The sequence below is a fragment of the Maritalea sp. YIW29 genome (genome assembly GCF_057219265.1).
The window spans coordinates 37,207-57,678 of record NZ_JBXVVF010000003.1 but is presented as its reverse complement, the minus strand read 5'-3'; the positions used below and the strand labels follow the sequence as shown (position 1 = coordinate 57,678).

Genomic DNA, 20,472 nt, shown 5'->3' with positions numbered 1-20,472 from the left:
TTTTGTGCTGCTAAACGGTTTTGCTGGCCAAAGACTTTAGACCAGCGTCCAATCGTCGGACAGCCTCATCAATTTCGTCTTCGGTTACAATCAGTGGCGGCAAAAGGCGCATTACATTGTCGCCTGCCCCAACCGTCAAAATCTTCGCGTCTCGCATCGCGGCAACAACTTCGCCAACCGGTGGTTTTAGCTTTATGCCCATCATAAGACCCTTCGCCCGAATTTCTTCGATCAAGTCTGGGTACTTTTGCGCCAGTTGTTGCAGGCTCCAGCTCAAATGGTTGCCGACTTTACCGACATGCTCAAGAAACCCATCTTCGCTTACGCGATCCAGCACGGCATTCCCAACGGTGCATGCCAACGGGTTGCCGCCATAAGTGCTACCATGTGTGCCCGGCACCATTGAGCTGCCCACTTTTTCAGTCGCTAAACATGCGCCGAGCGGAAACCCACCACCGATGCCTTTTGCCAAGGCCATAATGTCCGGCTCGATGCCAGCCCATTCATAAGCAAACATTTTGCCTGTTCGGCCATAGCCGCATTGAATTTCATCTAAGATAAGCAAAATGCCATGTTCATCGCAAAGTGCGCGCACGTCGCGCAAGAAATCTGCGCTTAATATGTTGATGCCGCTCTCGCCTTGGATGGGCTCAAACAGGATGGCGGCAGTGTTTGGCGTAATCGCTGCTTTGATCGCGTCGATATTATCGCGCGCAACTTGAATAAAGCCTTCAGCCTTTGGGCCGAAACCTTCCAGGTATGCCGGATTGCCGCCCGCAGCGATGGTGCCCAATGTCCTGCCATGAAATGCACCTTCAAGGGTGATGATTTCGTAACGGTCTTTTTCGCCCTTATCGTAAAAGTAACGACGAGCCGTTTTTAGCGCACACTCTATAGCTTCTGCACCAGAATTGGTGAAAAACACCATATCGGCAAAGCTAATGTCCGTCAGACGCTGAGCAAGATTTTCTTGCTCTGGAATGGTGAATACATTGCCCACGTGCCAAAGCTTTTCAGCTTGGTCTTTAAGAGCACCAACAACGTGTTGGTCTGCATGGCCGACAATATTGACCGCGATGCCGCCAGCAAAATCGAAATAGTCATCACCATTTTTTGTGAATAGTCGGACGCCTTCGCCTTTTTCAAAAGCGATTTCAGAACGGGCGTAATTCTTATAAAGAGCCGACATTTTTCTTTCCTACAGGAACATTGGTGATTATTCGGAGTGTTAAGTTCTCATTTTGAGAAGCAATAAGACGCGCTCGTTTATCACGATGCACGCCTTATCAGTGACGTTTATGCCTTTTGTTGGCCCAATTTGTCAATCTGACAGAAATTGGTGACCTATTGGTGACCAATCGCCAAAAATTAGCAATATTTTAAGAGGATAAGTTTTTGCGCCCCTTGTCATGGATTCGGCCAATCCGGTAAAGTGCATATTGTAGGGGCACGATATGTCGTGTGGCGGACCTACCTTAACATACGATGGATGGTATTGTTGCCAAAACTCATTTTTTGGCGGGGTATTGGATTCTATCTGAGCATAATTGCGGAGGATCTTCATGGCGTGGACTGACGAACGCGTAGCGACTTTGAAAAAACTATGGATGGAAGGTCTTAGCGCAAGCCAGATTGCTGGAGAACTTGGTGAAGGCGTTACACGTAACGCTGTTATCGGTAAAGTTCACCGCCTCAAATTATCTGGCCGTGCAAAACCAGCACCTTCTGCTCCACGTGCGCGTAAGCCTAGAGCCACATCAACTGCATCGGCGCCAAGAAGGCCCGCGGGTGGTTCGGTTAGTGGTACGACATCGAGCACACCGAGACGTCGCACGGTGAACGCCCCTGTATCAGGCGCGAACGCTCTGCAAATGTCTGCGGAAACGGATGCGAATGTTGAACTCGCCATCGCCCAAGAAGCAGAGATCTTCATTCCAGTGGAAGAGCGCATTACACTTTTGCAGCTAAATGAAGTCACCTGCAAATGGCCAATTGGCGATCCGCTAAATGATGATTTTCATTTTTGTGGGCGAGATTCAGATGAGGGCAAACCTTATTGCGAATTTCACTCCAAACGCGCTTATCACCAATTGGACCGTCGCCGGAAAAGCTGATCGGTTCTAGTTTGATAAAACGTTTTGACAATAAGCCGCCCATTGGGCGGCTTTTTTGTTGCAGGGGCGCCTATCACTTTTTCGTGCGAACCCTCGCTGATTGAACTTATATGCGTTGATGCATAGATAGTGGCGTTGGAACGATAAATTCAATTTTGAAGCGTACCGCCATTTCCGAACTGGGCAGAAGTAGCTTCAAAGGGTGAAGGACCGGAACATGACAACTATTAGCTATCCCAAACATCCAACGCGCCACGGCTATATGTCAGAGAAAATTCAGAACGCCTATATTCAATCGGCCGTTGAAAAGAAGAATTTACCCAAGGACGCCCACCGCATTGCGCAAATTGTGTCGTTAAACGCATCCGCGGATGCGTCAAAACCCATCCAATTTTGGCAACTATTTTCGGTGTTGGGCCAAGACGCAATCGTAGACATTGTCACAAATTTTTATGAACGTGTGTTTGCGGATGAAGACTGGTTTACGTCTGTTTTTGCCCGCGTGGGTGGCATCAACCATCATGTCAACACCCAAGCTGCCATGTGGATCGATGTGATGGGCGGCGGCCCATATTATCATGGTGCGGAGTTTCGCCTAAATTTTCATCACACCCACAACGCCATGCAATTGATGAATGACAAAGGGGCTCAACGCTGGTCGCAGCTCATGCTGGACGCGCTAAATGGCTCAAGCGATCAAATGACCGATGACCCGCGCGTCAGGTTAAGCATCAACACGTTTCTTACTCACTTCATGACCAAATATGCTGAGGAATTCAAATTCTCAAATCAAAGCTTTTTCGGAGAGACAAACCCTGCCTTCAAGCGGAAGGTGAACTTCCTAAAAATGTCCCAAAGTGACGTGGAGGCGTTGACCGAGAACGAACTGAGAGAAGCCCTTCTAGACAACGGCGTCGATGTTTCAAACTATGTTGATAAAGACGCACTCGTCAGCAAAGCGCTTATGATCTAACTTAAAAATCATTTGCATAGATTGGTGGTTTTTCCTGCATGGACTTTGCTAGCTTTTAGTCAGTGTAAAGCCACCAATGTAGGTTTTGGGTTTGAATGATTGGTCGACCACGATTGTTTTAGGTACGCCAATAGTTGTTGGCCGCTGAAACTGTTTGGAAATTTGTAGCAACGACAAGAGACACCTGAGTAAGACTGTCAGCGCTATTTGCATAATCTGGGCGCATGCGATTTCGTGCGTCGTCGTCGGGTTGTGTTTTTTTGACTGCCATCCGTGACAGTTTGATCGCCAATTCATAACCTTCTTCGGGTGTATTCGTTTTTAGTGATGATAACCAGCTCACGTTTAGCTCCTCTTTCCATATTTATATCGCGCACGATATAAATAATACTTGAAAGTGATTGTCAAACGATAATATCGTACACGATGTAAATTACGATGAGCATTTTAGTGAACGAGCCAAAACGCCCAAAAGGCGCAAATGATATGTTTTGTCATGCGATTTATTCCACATGGCATGTCGTCAATCGGTCTTACAAGCAGCACCTTGCGCCCTTGGATCTGACCTACCCACAATATATTACGCTCGTTTTGCTTTGGGAAAAAGATGGTAGAATCGTGACTGATATAGCGTCAGCGCTCGCGATGGAAACCAGCACATTGACGCCACTTCTTAAACGGTTAGAAAAACGAGGATACATCAGCCGCATACGCAACAAGCAAGATGAACGACAAGTTGTCGTTTCGCTTACTAATGCCGGAAAGGAATTAAAAAGAAAAAGTGCCTCAATCACAAGCTGTATGATTGAGGACACCAAACTTTCAGAAGTGGAACTAGAGGGGCTAATCCAAGTATTGGGGAAACTTAAAGCTGGCCTTGGGCGATTCACTGCCAAATGACGCAACCTATTGGCAGATGGCGTTGCTATTTTCACCCTTGCCTGGTGACTTCGACTGAAGTGTTTAAGACCCGATGGCGTCAATTCCGAAGTCGGAACTAGAGATCGCGTTACCGGGTGGCACAAAGTCTAGCTACAAATATACGCTCTTCTAACTTGCTGCCAAAATCATTAATTGGTTTTGCTATAAAGCGACCGTGGAAACTAAAATTTATGCGGACGAAGCGAATTTCTCGTCGAAGGCATAGCCGGCACCGCGAACGGTGCGGATGGGGTCTTTTGACTTTCCGCGATTGATCGCTTTGCGCAAACGTCCAACATGTACGTCGACGGTACGCTCGTCGACATAGACATCGTGCCCCCAAACGCCATCTAGCAATTGCTCGCGGCTATAAACGCGTCCCGGGCTTTGCATTAGATATTCCAGAAGGCGGTATTCGGTGGGACCAAGGTGAACTTCTTTGCCCAATCGGCGCACACGGTGGGTTTCGCGGTCGAGTTCAATATCGCCAGACTTTAAACTGTTGGCCATTAGGGTTGGGTTGGCGCGGCGTAGGTGCGCTTTGACGCGGGCAACAAGTTCAGGCACGGAAAATGGCTTTACAACATAATCGTCGGCACCTGTTGCTAGGCCGCGAACCCGCTCTTCTTCTTCACCACGGGCCGTCATCATGATGATGGGCACACGTGATGTTTCTTCACGTGAGCGCCAACGTCGGCAAAGCTCAATGCCAGACAATCCGGGCAACATCCAATCCAAAAGGATTAAATCGGGTAACTCTTCTTGAAGTTGCAAAGTCGCCTCGTCGCCACTTTCAACGGCAGCTACGCGATAGCCTTCGGCTTCCAAATTATAGCGAAGCATAACAGCAAGATCAGCCTCGTCTTCGACAATCAAAATGAACGGAGCCATAACGGAAATTCCATTTAAGATAGAAGTGAATGTAAGGAAGATGGCAGCGATTTTAGGTTAGCTGCACCTTGCCCGATTCAACGTCGTAATAAAGGTTCTCGCCTGTTTTTAGATAATAGGCAGCCTCAGCAATGTTGGTCGCGTGGTCACCAGCTCGCTCCAAATTTTTGGCGCAGAATAGAAGGTGGGCGCAGTCGGTAATATTGCGCGGGTCTTCCATCATGTAGGTCAAAAATTCACGGAACAGCGAGACGTATAGTGCATCAACTTCATCGTCGCGGCGGCATACATCCAAAGCAATCTCGGCGTCACGTGTCGTAAAGCTATCGATTGAAAGTTTAATCTGGCTCAAAGTTAGATCTGACATATGCCGAATGCCGCTATAAAGCTGCTTGGAAATGCGTTGACTGTCGATATGTTTGACGCGTCGCGCTAGGTTTTTCGCAATGTCCCCAACACGCTCTAAATCAGTTGCAACGTGGATGGCAGATACGATATGGCGCAAATCAGCGGCCATGGGCTGGCGACGCGCGATCATTGAAACCGCCTTCTCGTCGATATAGCGTTGCATGTCATCAACGGCGCGGTCGCCCTTTGATGTTTGTTTCGCCAAGTCATGGTCGACCCGGATCAGCGCTTGGGTGGCGTCGGTAATCGCGACTTCCACCATGCCACCCATTTCTGAGATTGCACGGGTCAGTTCTGTTAGTTCTTCTTCGTAGGAAGATACAATATGTTCGTTCGATGCGTTGGCCATTTTGTTGCCCTTTCGCCGTTAAATTACCCGATCCGACCCGTAATATAATCTTGGGTTTTCTTATGATGCGGATTTGTAAAAATCTGCTCTGTCGGGCCTTCCTCGATCAATTTACCGAGGTGGAAAAATGCTGTTTTTTGACTGACCCGAGCTGCTTGCTGCATCGAGTGGGTCACAATTACGATTGTAAATTTTTCACGCAGCTCGTCAATTAGCTCCTCGATAATCGCAGTCGCGATTGGATCAAGCGCTGAACAAGGTTCGTCCATCAATAGAACCTCTGGCTTTGTTGCGATTGCACGCGCGATGCAAAGCCGCTGCTGCTGACCACCGGAAAGGCCAGTGCCAGGTTGATCAAGGCGGTCTTTCACTTCTTCCCACAGACCCGCGCGACGAAGTGAGGATGTCACTAATTCGTCAAGCTCGTCTTTTGAGCGGGTCATGCCATGAATACGCGGGCCATAGGCCACGTTTTCATAAATCGATTTCGGGAATGGGTTTGGTTTTTGAAAAACCATTCCAACCCGCGCCCGCAACTCTACCACATCAATCGATTTGTCATAAATATCTTGGCCCTCCAGATTGATCTGGCCGGAGACTTTACAAATATCGATCGTGTCATTCATGCGATTTAGGCAGCGCAAAAATGTTGACTTGCCGCAACCAGATGGCCCGATTAGGGAGATCACCTGATTGGCAACAATGTCCAAATCCACGTCAAAAAGCGCCTGTTTTTCAGCATAGTGAACACAGACTTTTCTGCCGCTCATTTTGATGGTCTCGTCGCCCGTTTGCACATTTGGCTGCAAGATATCGGTCGCTACACTCATTTCGAACCTCTAATATTGAGAGCAAGCACTGGGACTACCAGCGGCGCTCAAATCGTTTACGCAGCACAACTGCAATGGCGTTCATGGCAATCAAAAACGCGAGCAGCACCATAATGGCTGCAGATGTACGTTGTTGGAAAGCCGGTTCAGGAAAATCTGCCCACATGAAAATTTGCACAGGCAAAACAGTTGCTGGGTCGCTAAATGCTTGGGGTACATCCACCACAAAGGCAACCATGCCGATCATCAATAGCGGTGCTGTTTCGCCCAACGCTTGGGCCATGCCAATAATGGTACCTGTCAGAATGCCGGGCATTGCCAGCGGCAGCACATGATGGGTTACAGTTTGCAATCGAGAAGCGCCAATGCCCAACGCAGCTTCGCGAATGGATGGAGGCACTGCACGCAATGCTGCCCGTGAAGCGATGATGATTGTGGGCAATGTCATAAGCGCCAACACCATGCCACCAACATAGGGCGCGGAGCGATCCAGATGAAAATAATTTAGGAACACAGCGAGGCCAAGCAAACCAAATACGATTGAGGGTACCGCCGCCAAATTGTTGATGTTCACTTCAATCAAGGTGGTCCAGCGATTTTTAGGCGCAAATTCTTCGAGGTAGATCGCTGCAGCAACACCGAGTGGAAACGAAAGGGCCAATGTGATGATGAGGGTCAATGCGGAGCCAATTACCGCGCCCAATACGCCCGCCATTTCCGGTTCGCGGCTTGCCCCGCGTGTAAAGAAGATTGAGTTGAACCCAGATCGCACATAGCTGCGATCAACCAATTTGTCAGTCCAAACAATTTCTTGGTCTGAGAATTTTCGGTTGGATTCAACAACATCCAAGACCCGCAATTTCCAATCGCCTTTGGCCACTTCGGTGAGGTCTACTTGGATCGGAAGATACGCCGTCGCTGTCGCTGTGTTCGAGGTAATGGATGTTAGCTTTAAAACGCCGTTTGTCAGATAGACCAACCCAGAGGGCATGTTTTCGGTGAGGGTTTCACCCAAACCTTTATTGGCGACCCGTTGATCCAACTCGTCAGCTTGGACCTGCAGTTTTTCGATGCGCAACAATAGCGCGCTCAACTGTTTCTCGGTTTTCGTAAGGGTTTTTTCCAACCGCTCTTTGACCGATAGGTCACCAGTTGTCGGAATGCGTTCCTTGAGCACGGTGATCTCACCCTCAAGTTTGCCTTGTGAGCGCAATGCGCCGGCCTGCTCACCACGCAAAGAGGCAGCAACAGCAGCGAGTTCTTCCTTCGCGGCTTCAAGCAACCCAACAAAAACAGGGCCATCTGCAACCAAGCGATATCCGTCATCCAAAGTTTGGACCTTCAGATCAAACGTACCATCCATGTAGGTACTGTCCGTGATCTGGCCTTTGAGATAAAGGTCCGCAAAATCTGAAATTGGTACTTCGAGTTTTTGGTCTGTGCCGATTACTGAAGGATCGTCCAACACTTGTTGGCGCAAATAGACCGAAGAACCGGAGGACAAAAGGCCGCCCAGTGCTCGTTTGCCGCCGCGCGATTTTACTTCAGGGAACTCAGCGCGGATCGCATCCCGGATGATGCTGTCATAATCTGCTTTTTTCAAAGCCTTCGGATCAGAACCGTCTGTGCCCAATCGCTCCGCATTGACCTCAAATGGCAAGTTTACAAAATTAAATGTAAATGCTGGCAGGCCTTGGGAAACGACGGAAGACAAAAGCAGAAGCAAAAATGCGACGGAAACGCCGATTGCTGCGCGCCCAATCCATTTGAAATTGCCTTCAGTGCGATAGCGCTTTGCCAAGCGGGCACGTGCTTCTTGTGACGTGTGAACAGACGCGACTTGTTTCACTGTGCTGGCGGTCAAATCAGTCATATTGTTCTCGATATTTCTGGATCACGCGCAAGGCGATAACATTTAGCATCAATGTCACGCAGAACAACACAAGCCCCAGCGCAAAGGCTGCAAGTGTTTTCGCGCTGTCGAACTCCTGATCGCCGACCAACAATGTTACGATCTGAACAGTAACTGTCGTCACCGCCTCTAAGGGGTTCGCCGTTAGATTTGCTGAAAGGCCTGCAGCCATCACCACAATCATTGTTTCGCCAACCGCACGCGAAATCGCGAGCATCAAAGCAGAAACGATGCCCGGCAATGCTGCGGGTAAGATTACGCGGCGAATGGTTTCTGACTTTGTTGCGCCAAGACCGGCCGAACCATCTCGCAAACTTTGTGGAACAGCGTTGATCACATCGTCAGACAGAGACGAAACAAATGGAATAATCATTATGCCCATTACAAGGCCTGCCGCCAGCGCGCTTTCGGATGAAACCGATAGTCCAATGGATGCGCCAGACTGGCGAAGGAACGGTGCAACGGTAAGGGCCGCGAAAAACCCGTACACAACGGTTGGAATACCAGCCAAGATTTCCAGCATTGGTTTTGCAAATGCCCGGACCCGTGGGCTCGCATAATCAGAAAGGTAGATCGCGGACATCAAACCAATGGGCGCCGCCACCAAGATCGCGATGGATGTGATGAGCAACGTGCCTGCGAAAATTGGGATTGCACCGAAAACTTCTGAATTTCTATTTGTCTCTTCGGACCCAACACCCTCAAAGGCGCTTTGCGGGCTCCAGTGGGTACCAAACAAGAAGTCGAAGAACGGCACTTTTTGAAAGAAGTTTAAGCTCTCAAATATCAGCGACAATACGATGCCGATGGTTGTGAGAATGGCGACACCAGATGCGGCCACCAGCGCAATGGAAACTGTACGCTCCACAAATTGGCGTGCGCGCAATTCTGTGCGAATACGACTCCACCCGAAATAGCCACCACCTAAAACTAGGGCGGCAATCGCGATTTGAACAACGAGCGTCGCGCCAGAATAGAACGAGCGATAAGCCTCGATTGCCGATAGCTCCAAGTTGGAAACGTCACCAATATTTAGGCTTTGGGAGAAACCAAAAGTGCGACGCAAAAATGCGCCTTGCTCAAGGTCACCTAACGCCAGAAACTCGTCGCCCAAGCCGGACGCGACAAAGGCGTCAGCAAAATATTTTGAAGTGAAAAGCCAAACAAGCGTTACTACGGCGGCGGGCACAAGACCAAGAATGAGCAACATGCCGCCGTGAAAACTTGGATTGGAATGCAAAAGCGTGGCATTGCCGTTTGTCACCGCGATTGCGCGGGACCGCCCAACGTAAAACAATCCGCCGCTAGCGATAATGACGACAAGTAAAGTTAGCCAAATTTGCACGTCGCACTCCCCAATTAATTTACTCTCATCGAGCATAAACACCGCCCCAGGTAAAGCCGGGGCGGCGCGGTATTTCAAAGATGTTTACATCTTTTGAGCAGCTACTAGGCCTTCAGCATCTGCCTTGAATTTAGCACGATCAGCTGCTGGAAGCGGGATCAGGCCTTTTTCTGTAAGATAACCTTCGTCGCCCCATGCATTTTCGCTGGTGAATGAAGCAACATATTCCATGATACCCGGAACAACACCGACATGTTCTTTTTTCACATAGAAGAACAATGAACGTGACACGGGGTAATCGCCATCAGCAATTGCTTCAAATGTAGGCACTACACCGTCAACAATCGCGCCTTTGATCTTGTCTGCATTTTGATCAAGGAATGAGAAACCGAAGATACCGAAAGCAGAAGGGTTAGCTTCAAGCTTTTGAACGATTAAGTTGTCATTTTCGCCAGCGTCGATGAATGCGCCATCTTCACGGATTTCTGCGCAAGAATCTTCTTCGATGCCTTCTTGGCATGCTTTTTCCATCACTAGCTCAACAAACGCATCACGTGTGCCAGATGTTGGTGGTGGGCCAAGTACTTCGATTGGCTCAGCTGGAAGAGATGGATCAATTTCTGACCAAGTTGAATATGGGTTTGCAACAACCGCGCCATCAACAACAACGTTTTTCGCCAACGCCATGAAGATTTGCTCGCGTGTTACATTCAACGATGCACCTGATTTGGCGTTTGAAAGCACGATACCGTCAAAACCAACCTTGACTTCAACTGGCGTTACGCCGTTTTCGCCACATTTGTCGATTTCTTTGTTTTTAATACGACGAGATGCGTTTGTGATGTCTGGTGTACCTTCACCAACACCTTCGCAGAAAAGTTTCAAGCCACCGCCTGAACCAGTTGATTCTACAACTGGTGTTGCGAAATCTGATGTTTGGCCAAATCGCTCAGCAACTGCTGTAGCGAATGGGAATACTGTTGACGAACCAACAATAGAGATTTGGTCACGTGCTTGCGCACCTGTTGCTGTAAGTGATGTTGCAACAAGAATTGCTGCAGCGCTTGCAAAATGGGCGAATTTCATGATGTCTGCCTTTCAGAGCTCACATTCGAAACGTCAAATAATCTGCCGATGCATCACCTAATCATTGTTCATATTTGCTGATTAGGCTCACCGGACTGGGCGCACATTATGACCGCGACCTAATTGTTTTATGTCATTTAAATGACAATTAGATGACAGGTTAACGCGCTGAATTATATGATATAATTTCGAATTCTCTTCTGAATGAATCACCAATGTGACATTTTATGTCACGGAAGACATACACTTACGACAGTCCCCTCGCCGACTGTTGAGGCGATATGGAGTTCGCCGCGGTGGCGGCCAACGATGTGCTTCACAATGGCAAGGCCCAAGCCCGTGCCTTTTTTGCGGCGGGAAGTTTCCGCATCCACGCGATAGAAGCGCTCTGTTAGCCGTGGCACATGTTCAGCAGGGATTCCGGGGCCTTTGTCGGTAACTTCAACCATAACGGATTGGTTTGGCTTGGTCGTACATTCGCTCAAAGTCACATTCACGACCTCACCGGTCGCACCATATTTGATGGCGTTTTCAACCAAGTTTGTCATGACCTGCATGAGTTCGTTGCGATCACCGGTTACAGAATTCTGTGCGAGCTGATTCTCAAAACGGACGTCAACTTTTGATTCTAGCGCTTGGGGTTGCAACAGTTCAATCGCTTCGCGGGATATTGCAGCAATGTCGACCTCTGAGGTCGGCCGCATATGTTGGCGCAGCTCAATTCTTGAGAGTGACAAGAGATCATCGATCAACCGCGACATACGTTCGGCTTGAGCGTGCATGATGCCCATGAATTTTTCGCGCGCCACTTCGTCATTTGACGCAGGGCCGCGCAATGTGTCCAAAAAGCCGATGAGGGAAGTCAAAGGCGTACGCAGTTCGTGACTTGCATTCGCCACAAAATCTGCGCGCATCTGATCGTGTTTTCGCTGATTGGTCTCGTTGACGATTGTGACCACAAGCAACTCGGACCGTTTGGTTGGGCCAACATTGGGTTTTTTTGTTTCTAATGGGGTCACCGAAATCCGGTACCAATTGTCAGAAGGAACCGATTGGTGAAACTCGCCGGTCACGCGGGCATCTGTGGAGATGGCTTGGTCGACAGTATTGAGCAATGCCGGGTTGCGCAGCGAAAATGCTAAAGGATCGCCGACGGTTGAAGCGGGGAATTCGCCCGCAGCTGCGCTGTTGCGGTAGCGCAAAATCGCGCGGCGATCAACAATTATACATGGGTCAGAAACGGTATCGGCAAATCGTTTAATCGACGTGTCCGGCCAAATGTTGATCTTTTCCTGAGCAGGCAATTCGCTACGCATTAGACGCGCCCGGCGCGGCACAGCAATGGCGGCAAGAAAGATGAGCATGCACGCCAAAAACGCGTCAATGCTGGTCAACCTACCCGTAATGTAAAGACCTGCGAAAACCAAAATGCAGGTGATAAGCACCCAACGCGCTGCATAAAACCGATCGCGCCAGCCGCGTGGCGGGCGAATTTCATCCGTTAAATTTGTATCAGTTTCCATAGCTGCCATTGCTTTATTTTGGTTCGACAAAAGGTCATATCATATTTAGGGCAATAGGAGGTAATGGCTAATTGTGAAGCTTAGACGACAATGGTTTGACCTCACCGTTCAAATCAGAACACAATCGACCAGTTACAATGACAATCTTTAAGAGAGACAATTAGATATGGGCGACGAAATTGCTGCATTTGACCTAGATGATCCCAAGCTAGACAAGGAAATCGACAAAAACGCCTTCCAAAGCGGCAATTTCCCATACGACAAAAAGATGAACCGGGAGACTTACGAAGAGACTTTGTTGGCGTTGCAAGTCGAGCTCGTAAAATTACAAACATATTTGCAGGATGGAGACGGCCGCGTCGCGATATTGTTCGAGGGACGTGATGCAGCGGGTAAAGGCGGTTCAATCAGGCGCTATCTCAATTACCTAAACCCGCGGCACAACCGCACGATTGCCCTTTCCAAGCCGACAGATCGCGAGCAAGGCCAGTGGTACTTTCAACGCTATGCCAAGCATTTACCGACTGCTAGTGAACAGGTTTTATATGACCGCTCTTGGTACAATCGCGCAGTTGTTGAACCCGTTATGGGTTTTTGCAGCGCAGCGCAAACCGAGCAATTTTTGAATGAAGCTCCTAATTTTGAACGGATGATCGTTGATGAAGGCATCCACTTTTTCAAGTTCTGGCTGAATATCGGGCAGGAAATGCAGCAAAAGCGGTTCCATGACCGCCGACATAGTTCGCTCAAACAATGGAAGCTAAGCCCGATTGATCGCAAAGCTCTGGGTATGTGGGATGAATATACGAGTGCACGTGACCAGATGCTGAAACGCACGGACACTGAACACGCGCCCTGGACGATTATTCGCTCAAATGACAAACGCCGCGCGCGCATTGCAATAATTCAGAAGGTTCTGTCGAGCATTGAATATGACGGCCGAGACGAAAAACTGGTTTCCGATATAGATCCGGAGATCGTTCAAACTGCACAGACATTTTTGAAACGTCACCGAGCCGATGAATAGGCCCGGTAGCACGTTATGACTAGACCATGCTTTCGATAGAAAACTTGTTGTCAGGGATAACAACAATCGGCGATCCGTTTGGCACCCGTTCGAAGATATCAACCACATCGTGGTTGGTCATGCGGATACAACCTGAGGAAGCGGCAGTGCCAATCGACCACCATTCAGGTGAACCATGGATGCGGTAAAGCGTGTCTCTGCCACCCTGATAAATGTAAAGAGCGCGGGCGCCTAGTGGGTTATCTAACCCCGGAGGTTGGCCTTTTGCCCATTTTTCTAGCTCTGGCGTCCGCTCGATCATTTCGCGCGGTGGTGTCCATGTTGGCCAACGACGCTTGAGTTGAACAGTCGCACGACCTGCCCATGTAAAGCCTTGTTTGCCAACACCAATACCGACGCGCAGCGCTTTGCTGTCTTGCATCGTTAGGTAAAGGAAACGGTTTGGCGTATCGACCACGAGCGTGCCAGGCACTTCACCAAATGGATCATCGACAATTTGACGCCAGAATTTGCGGTCAATACGGTTTCCAGGGATGGCCGGAATGGTGAATTCACCATCATCAATCGCTGCATAACGCATTAGGTCAGCACGTTTTTGATCCCGGAATGAAGCGGCGCGAACGCCAGCAGATCCAGAAACGCCACACGCAGCAAGAACTGAAGTTGCAGCGGCTGCGCTGCCCAAAGCCATAAATTTACGACGGTCAAACTTTTCGATCATACTCACTCTAACGCAAAAGGGCGCTCAACGCGCCATATCCAACGAACAAAATGTGTTTATAGGAAGTTTGTTTCAAAAAATACTGCGATTTTGCCACAGTTGAAAAAAAGTGAACGTGATCAGCACACATTTGCGTGAGGTCACGAAGAGACGGCCGGCACAATGCCACCGATACGGTCAGTAATCGATTTCGCTGCATCTTTGACGTGCTGGGCGAGCTCAGTGATACGTTGCTCGGTTACCCGAACCGTAGGACCGGAAATGGAGACGGCGAAAATTGGCTCGCCGAATTCGTCAAATATCGGGGCGCCAATGCATCGTAAACCATCGGACTGTTCTTCATCATCCATGGCGAACCCGGATGCGCGAACCCGAATCAAGTCGGCTTGAAGCGCGACGGCGGATGAGTGAGATTTTTTGGTTAGTGCTGGGTAATCGATATGGGCGAGGATTTCAGCTTGTTCCTGTTCGCTCATGAACGCCAAAATGGATTTACCAACTGCGCTGGCATGTAAAGGCCCCTTTGCCCCTAGCGGCACCGCCATGCGCATTGCTTCTTCACACTCAATTTGCCCGACAAAAGTCAGGGTATGATTTCGAATAACCGCAAGATTGGACGTTTCACCTGTTTGCCGTACGAGTTGACGCATCACTTCCCTTGCGGTCGCGATGTGGTCGCGACGCCGCAAATATCCCGCACCCACACGGAACGCTTCGACCCCGACAAACCACTTGTTGCTGTCGGGTTCAAAGCTAACAAAACCAAGCGCTTGCAGACTTGATAGCAACCGGTGGGCGGTGGACGGGGCCAAATCAGCCAAAGGTGCGAGTTCGGCCAACGACAGCCCATCAGAATAATCAGACAAAAGCTGCAGCAAGCCAAGCGCCCGGTTCAATGACTGAACGCTGCCCTTGCCGGCCGCGGATTTACCAACAACTTGCTTGTCCATCGCTTAAGCAGAAGATTTGGCTTGTTTACGCCGTGCATGCAAAATTGGTTCAGTGTAGCCTGAGGGTTGATTTACTCCTTCAAACACCAAATCACATGCGGCAGCAAATGCAATCGACGCATCAAAGTCCGCAGCCATTGGTCTGTAATTTGGATCACCAGCATTCTGTGCATCAACAATTTCAGCCATCTTTTTCATGGCCGCCATCACCTGATCTTCGCTCACAAGACCATGTTCCAGCCAGTTGGCAATATGTTGCGAAGAAATGCGCAATGTCGCGCGATCTTCCATAAGCCCAACATCATGGATGTCCGGCACTTTAGAACAACCGACGCCGTGCTCGATCCAGCGCACGACATATCCAAGAATGCCTTGGGCGTTATTTTCTAACTCTGCAGTGACCTCATCTGTCGATAGGTTTTTGCCGCCCATCAACGGTGGGGTTAGAATATCCGTTAGGCTCGCTTTTGCACGGGCGGATAGTTCTTTCTGTCGATCAAAAACGTTGAGCTGGTGATAATGCATTGCATGCAATGTTGCGGCCGTTGGCGACGGCACCCATGCGCAGTTTGCACCCGCTTCTAGATGCTCGATCTTGGCAGCAACCATTTTGGCCATTTCGTCAGGCATAGCCCACATGCCTTTGCCGATTTGTGCGCGACCAGAGAAGGCAGTTTCCAACCCGGTATCCACATTCCAATCCTCATAGGCAGATAACCAAGGCTCGCCTTTAATTGCAGCCTTTGGCAGCACCGGACCAGCCTTCATTGAAGTATGAATTTCGTCACCTGTGCGATCAAGGAACCCGGTGTTGATGAATACAATTCTATCCTTAACCGCGCGAATGCACTCTTTTAGGTTCACTGTTGTACGGCGCTCTTCGTCCATCACGCCGATTTTGATCGTGTGGCGCTCAAGCCCGAACGCATCTTCAACCATATTGAACAGATCGTTAGCCAGCTTCACTTCGTCAGGCCCATGCATTTTGGGCTTCACGATATAGATGGAGCCGTGACGCGAGTTCCGAACGCCGTCATTCTTCTTCAGATCATGCATGGCGCAAAGCACGGTGATGAGCGCGTCCAGCATGCCTTCGGGCACCTCGTTACCATCTTGGTCTAAAACAGCGTCAATGGTCATTAAATGCCCAACATTTCGCACCAACAGCAAGCTGCGGCCGGGCACCGATATGGTTTCGCCGTTCAAACCTGTAAACGCCAGATCAGGGTTCAGCGCGCGCACCATTTGTTTGCCGCCCTTCGTGAATTCTGACGTTAAGTCGCCCTTCATAAGGCCCAACCAATTACCATAGACCACCGCTTTGTCCTCGGCATCCACTGCGGCCACAGAGTCTTCGCAATCCTGGATCGCGGTCAGGGCAGATTCTACGTTGATATCTTTTACGCCTGCTGCGCTTTGGCTGCCAATTGGGTCACTTTTATCAATGATGATTTCGAAGTGCAGTCCGTTGTTTTGCAGCAGTAGGCTTCTGGCGTTTCCAAGTTCCCGCGTACCCATAAACTGCTCAGGATTTGCCAACCCAACTGATTGGCCATTGTTCAGTTTTGCAGTCAGTGCAGAGCCAGAAACTTCATAATCCGTGACATATTTATGGCTGGCACCTGCCAACGGCGCTGCTTGATCAAGGAATTTCGCCGCCTCCGCAATAACTGCGTCGCCGCGCTTCACGTTATAGGCTTTTCCTGCAGCCAATTCGCCATCGGTTGGCACAACATCTGTGCCGTAGAGCGCATCATAAAGACTGCCCCAACGGGCGTTGGCGGCATTTAGCGCGAAGCGCGCATTCATCACCGGCACCACCAATTGTGGACCGGCAAGGCTAGCGATCTCAGGGTCGACATTTTGCGTCTGAATGGAAAAGTCGCCGCCCTCTTCGACCAAATAGCCAATCTCTCTTAAGAAGCTTTGATATTCACCTTGATCGATTTGTTGGCCAGACTGTTCTTTGTGCCAATTGTCAATTTTACTTTGCAGGGTTTCACGGAAAGCCAGCAGTTCTTTATTGCGTGGGGCCAGAGAAGTTAGGATCTTGTCAAACGCAGCCCAGACCTGTTCGGGTGTAAAATCCAAACCATTAAGAACATCATTGGCCACCAAGTCTGCAAGTTCCTGCGCGACTTTGAGACGTCCAAATTGGGTATAGTTTTGCGACATGATCATGCTCCTCGTTATTTAAACGCGAGCATAAACAAAACTCATCCTAAGTCAACATTTTGGAATGCCGTTCCACATTACGGAATTAGCTGGATGGGCGGGTGAGTATGAAAGTGGCCACTGCCGCCAGCACGAAGACTTGGATCAACAAAATGTGGGATGGCACATTCAATACAAAGCTAACGGTCAAGACTACCAACATTGATGCAATGGCAATACGTTTTACGCCCGGTGCGATTGAACCGTTTTTATTCCACGCCCTAATGGGCGGGCCAAATTGGGGATGATCGATAAGCCAATTGTGCAACCGTTCGGAGCTGCGCGCAAAACAAAATGCGGCAAGAAGCATGAAAGGCGTGGTTGGCAAAAGCGGCAGAATAGCGCCGATAATGCCCAGCCCAACGCAAAGCAATCCAGTGCCAAGCCACAATGTACGTTTAAACGAATTCATATGTTTCATGTCCCCTTGTTCAACACAAATGGGACTTTGTGAAGTAATTTCAATTGTTGCTTGCAAAGGCAATTTAATATGATTATAAAAATCATGTTAATGATTTGATGTCACCTGCCTTAACGACATCGGTTCAAGTTCGCTCCCCCTTTCCTTTCGCGAACTTGGTGTAAGCGCTCGGCCATGGCCGGGCGCTTTTATTTTTGCAGGCGTAAACGAAAAAGGGCGACCACGAAGGCCGCCCTTTTCAAATTCCAATTTCGTAGTTCTTAGAACTCTTGCCACTCTGCATCAGTATCAACCGCTGCATTACCATTTGACAGATAGGATTTTGCGGCGTTGGTTACTTTTTGCTGCAAGGCTTTAATGCCTGTCGGCTTTGGCTCTGCGGCTGGCGCTTTTTCCACTGGCGCACTCGCCGTAGGTGCAGAACCCGAGGTTATAAACACATCAACAATGCGATCAAGCTCGGTTGCTTGACCTTCAGTCTGCTCAATGGCTGCGTTGGTCTGTTCAACCAATGCCGCATTGTGTTGCGTTGTCTCATCCATTTCGCGGACCGCTGTGTTGATTTCCTCAATTGAAGAGGCTTGCGATTTACTCTTCTGCGCAATGGAAACCATCAACTCATTGTTTTTCCGTGCTGCTTCCAACATCACTTCAAGATTGTCTGCAGCTTGGGAAACAAGCTTCGTGCCGCCGCCAACTTCAGTTACCGATTGATCGATCAAAACCTTCACTTCAGACGAAGCTTGGGCCGCCGATTGCGCTAGGCGTCGAACTTCAACCGCAACAACCGCAAATCCTTTACCAGCTTCTCCGGCTCGGGCCGCTTCAACTGAGGCGTTCAATGCAAGCAAATTCGTTTGGAATGCGATATCGTCGATCATGCCGATAATGTTTGAGATTTTGCTGGAGCTGTCCGTAATGCGACCCATCGCATCAGTGGCTTGGCGCATAACATCGCCGCCCTCTTCTGCAGTGTTGCGAACTTTGTCCGCAATTTCACTAGCCGCATCAGCTTCTTTGGCGTTTTCAAGCACAGTTTCGCTCAACTGCTCCATCGCAGCAGACGTTTCTTCAATGGTCGCTGCTTGGCGTGTTGTACGTTCAGAAAGGTCATTTGCACCTTCCAAAATTTCGCCTGTTGCACTTTTCAGTGCTGAAGATGTGCCGCGCAATTGCCCAACAACATCCGTAAGACGTTCAGCAACACGATTTGTGTCATTCTTCAACTCAAGGAATGCACCTTCATAATCGCCGTCCATGCGTTTGGTCAGATCCGTGTTGGCCAATGCAGCCAAAACTTCGCCGGTGTCGCGAATGCCGCGATCAACTGTTTCAACAAGCGAGTTCACGCCAGTTGCCAAACGATTTAGCTCTTCATCTGGGAATTCAGCTTGCACACGTTGTGAGAAGTCACCGCCTACCGCCGCGTCAACAACGACGCCAAATGCGCCCTGAAGTTCTGACATCATTTGAACGCGCTCTTCACCGCGTCGCTGTGTGGCTTCTTTCTCTTCTTCGGTCATCTGCAGCACTTTGATGCCGTTTTCACGGAATACCTCAACTGCGCGACCCATTTCACCGAGTTCATCTGTGCGACCAGCTTCGCGCACTTCAACGTCTAAGTCACCCTCAGCAAGATCACGCATTGTGGATGTGAGGCTGGAAATAGCGCCAGTGATTGAGCGTGCAAAGAACAGACCGACGACAACCGCAAGCAACATCGCGACACCGCCAACTATCAACATCATATTACGAAGTTCAACAAGCGGTGCGTGCAAAGCCTCAAAGCTCTCCAAGGCAACCATGGCCCATTTTGTATCCGCAAACGATACAGGAACCGCCTCAACATGCATCTTTTCGCCGCGATAGTTCTCTGAATTGCTACGCGCTTCTTCACCGGCAATTGCAGCCATCACAGCTTCAGTTTCAAGCCTGGTAACAAACTGGTCGTTTTCTTCTGTAAAAGATGAGTCTGTGCGCAATACGTTGTCTGCACCGACAAGTAATGTTTCGCCGGTCTCGCCCAGACCTTTTTTCAAGCCCACGAAGCTAGCAATTGTATCGATCGGAACGCCAAAGACCAACGCGCCCGCTACATTTCCTTTTGCGTCGGCAACCGGCGTGGCCATGAAACTCGCTGCTTGTTCTCCATAGGGAGCATATGGCGCGAAGTCTGTGAAGGCAACTTCGCCTGCGCCAACGGCCAGCGTTTTACCCAGAAGCACATCAAGTGAAGAACCGGATTCGACCCTCGTCGCAAAATCATTGTTCTTAAATACGCTATAGACAACAACGCCATCTGCACTCAGCAAAAGGATATCACGATAACCAGCATTTACTGCTTGGGTAGCAAAGTTTGGATGAACACGTGAGTGCGTGAAGTCATAGTTTGTAAATTGCTTGGCCGTGTTGGCCAAGTGACGCTCGTTTTCCGCATGTGGATTTTTGGCAATAAAGCCATCTTGCAAGAATCCAGTTGGGTCAGATTTGTCTGCTTGTTCCCAAGTGTCGCGCAATTCGTTAAATGTGCCACCAAGCTTGTCGTCGCCAGCAGTTTTTAACAAATCGACTTTCATTTTGTCCAGCAGCTCGACAAGAGACTGAGCTCGAATACTCGCTATTGTAGACAATCTTTGTTCTGCTAGTTGGGCAACCGTGGATTCGCTTAAACGATAACTCACTATACCCACACCAAGTGCAACTACCAGCGCCGCGCCTATAAGTACCAGCGGCAGCTTTTGAGCAATCTTGATGGTTGGCAATTTAATCTTATTTAACATCGAGCCT

At 49.4% G+C, this 20,472-nt stretch carries 18 protein-coding genes; 4 read left to right on the top strand and 14 right to left on the bottom strand.

Going from position 1 to position 20,472, the window contains the following annotated elements; translation table 11 throughout:
* Positions 1–10: 10 nt before the first annotated feature.
* The gene (locus AC2D8L_RS15780) at positions 11–1,189 is read right to left on the bottom strand and encodes an acetylornithine transaminase (RefSeq protein WP_484686470.1); all 1,179 of its coding nucleotides are present in this window, start codon (positions 1,187–1,189) and stop codon (positions 11–13) included.
* A gap of 373 nt (positions 1,190–1,562) precedes the next feature.
* On the opposite strand from AC2D8L_RS15780, the gene AC2D8L_RS15775 reads away from it, so the two are divergent.
* Positions 1,563–2,114: a GcrA family cell cycle regulator gene (locus AC2D8L_RS15775; RefSeq protein ID WP_484686469.1), complete on the top strand. Its 552-nt coding sequence runs from the start codon at positions 1,563–1,565 to the stop codon at positions 2,112–2,114.
* A gap of 217 nt (positions 2,115–2,331) precedes the next feature.
* On the top strand, positions 2,332–3,087 hold the full coding sequence (locus AC2D8L_RS15770) for a globin domain-containing protein (RefSeq protein ID WP_484686468.1): 756 nt from the start codon (positions 2,332–2,334) through the stop codon (positions 3,085–3,087).
* 118 nt (positions 3,088–3,205) lie between these two features.
* Here the strand turns inward: AC2D8L_RS15770 and AC2D8L_RS15765 are convergent, their stop codons facing one another.
* Positions 3,206–3,430 (bottom strand): hexameric tyrosine-coordinated heme protein, encoded by a 225-nt coding sequence (locus tag AC2D8L_RS15765; RefSeq protein ID WP_484686467.1) that lies wholly within the window; start codon positions 3,428–3,430, stop codon positions 3,206–3,208.
* A 95-nt stretch (positions 3,431–3,525) separates the two neighbouring features.
* Here AC2D8L_RS15765 and AC2D8L_RS15760 point away from each other — a divergent pair, with 95 nt between their 5' ends.
* The gene (locus AC2D8L_RS15760) at positions 3,526–3,987 is read left to right on the top strand and encodes a MarR family winged helix-turn-helix transcriptional regulator (protein ID WP_484686466.1); all 462 of its coding nucleotides are present in this window, start codon (positions 3,526–3,528) and stop codon (positions 3,985–3,987) included.
* 210 nt (positions 3,988–4,197) lie between these two features.
* Here AC2D8L_RS15760 and phoB read toward each other — a convergent pair whose 3' ends face one another.
* From phoB to AC2D8L_RS15725, 7 genes are all read right to left on the bottom strand, one after another.
* Positions 4,198–4,899 carry a phosphate regulon transcriptional regulator PhoB gene (gene phoB, locus AC2D8L_RS15755; protein WP_484686465.1) on the bottom strand — a complete coding sequence of 234 codons (702 nt, stop codon included), beginning with the start codon at positions 4,897–4,899 and terminating at the stop codon, positions 4,198–4,200.
* A 52-nt stretch (positions 4,900–4,951) separates the two neighbouring features.
* The gene (phoU, locus tag AC2D8L_RS15750) at positions 4,952–5,656 is read right to left on the bottom strand and encodes a phosphate signaling complex protein PhoU (RefSeq protein ID WP_484686464.1); all 705 of its coding nucleotides are present in this window, start codon (positions 5,654–5,656) and stop codon (positions 4,952–4,954) included.
* A 23-nt stretch (positions 5,657–5,679) separates the two neighbouring features.
* Entirely contained in the window at positions 5,680–6,486 is an 807-nt protein-coding gene (gene pstB / locus AC2D8L_RS15745; RefSeq protein WP_484686463.1) for a phosphate ABC transporter ATP-binding protein PstB, read from the bottom strand.
* Between the two features lie 34 nt (positions 6,487–6,520).
* Positions 6,521–8,359, bottom strand: coding sequence for a phosphate ABC transporter permease PstA (pstA, locus tag AC2D8L_RS15740; protein ID WP_484686462.1), 1,839 nt, complete (start codon positions 8,357–8,359; stop codon positions 6,521–6,523).
* Positions 8,352–9,743 carry a phosphate ABC transporter permease subunit PstC gene (pstC, locus tag AC2D8L_RS15735; protein WP_484686461.1) on the bottom strand — a complete coding sequence of 464 codons (1,392 nt, stop codon included), beginning with the start codon at positions 9,741–9,743 and terminating at the stop codon, positions 8,352–8,354. Before pstC ends, pstA begins: the two co-directional genes overlap by 8 nt.
* Before the next feature lie 84 nt (positions 9,744–9,827).
* Positions 9,828–10,829, bottom strand: a complete 1,002-nt coding sequence (locus AC2D8L_RS15730) for a PstS family phosphate ABC transporter substrate-binding protein (protein ID WP_484686460.1) — start codon at positions 10,827–10,829, stop codon at positions 9,828–9,830.
* A 230-nt stretch (positions 10,830–11,059) separates the two neighbouring features.
* Positions 11,060–12,352 (bottom strand): sensor histidine kinase, encoded by a 1,293-nt coding sequence (locus tag AC2D8L_RS15725; RefSeq protein ID WP_484686459.1) that lies wholly within the window; start codon positions 12,350–12,352, stop codon positions 11,060–11,062.
* 166 nt (positions 12,353–12,518) lie between these two features.
* Here AC2D8L_RS15725 and ppk2 point away from each other — a divergent pair, with 166 nt between their 5' ends.
* Positions 12,519–13,379, top strand: coding sequence for a polyphosphate kinase 2 (gene ppk2, locus AC2D8L_RS15720; protein ID WP_484686458.1), 861 nt, complete (start codon positions 12,519–12,521; stop codon positions 13,377–13,379).
* 19 nt (positions 13,380–13,398) lie between these two features.
* On the opposite strand, the gene AC2D8L_RS15715 is transcribed toward ppk2, so the two are convergent.
* The 5 genes from AC2D8L_RS15715 to AC2D8L_RS15695 all read right to left on the bottom strand — a co-directional run bounded on the left by AC2D8L_RS15715 (position 13,399) and on the right by AC2D8L_RS15695 (position 20,465).
* Positions 13,399–14,100, bottom strand: a complete 702-nt coding sequence (locus tag AC2D8L_RS15715; RefSeq protein WP_484686457.1) for a L,D-transpeptidase — start codon at positions 14,098–14,100, stop codon at positions 13,399–13,401.
* A gap of 140 nt (positions 14,101–14,240) precedes the next feature.
* The gene (locus AC2D8L_RS15710; protein ID WP_484686456.1) at positions 14,241–15,050 is read right to left on the bottom strand and encodes an IclR family transcriptional regulator; all 810 of its coding nucleotides are present in this window, start codon (positions 15,048–15,050) and stop codon (positions 14,241–14,243) included.
* A gap of 3 nt (positions 15,051–15,053) precedes the next feature.
* Positions 15,054–17,225 (bottom strand): malate synthase G, encoded by a 2,172-nt coding sequence (locus AC2D8L_RS15705; RefSeq protein ID WP_484686455.1) that lies wholly within the window; start codon positions 17,223–17,225, stop codon positions 15,054–15,056.
* Between the two features lie 85 nt (positions 17,226–17,310).
* Positions 17,311–17,676 (bottom strand): YbaN family protein, encoded by a 366-nt coding sequence (locus tag AC2D8L_RS15700; RefSeq protein ID WP_484686454.1) that lies wholly within the window; start codon positions 17,674–17,676, stop codon positions 17,311–17,313.
* Positions 17,677–17,945: 269 nt separating this feature from the next.
* The gene (locus tag AC2D8L_RS15695; protein ID WP_484686453.1) at positions 17,946–20,465 is read right to left on the bottom strand and encodes a methyl-accepting chemotaxis protein; all 2,520 of its coding nucleotides are present in this window, start codon (positions 20,463–20,465) and stop codon (positions 17,946–17,948) included.
* Positions 20,466–20,472: the final 7 nt, after the last annotated feature.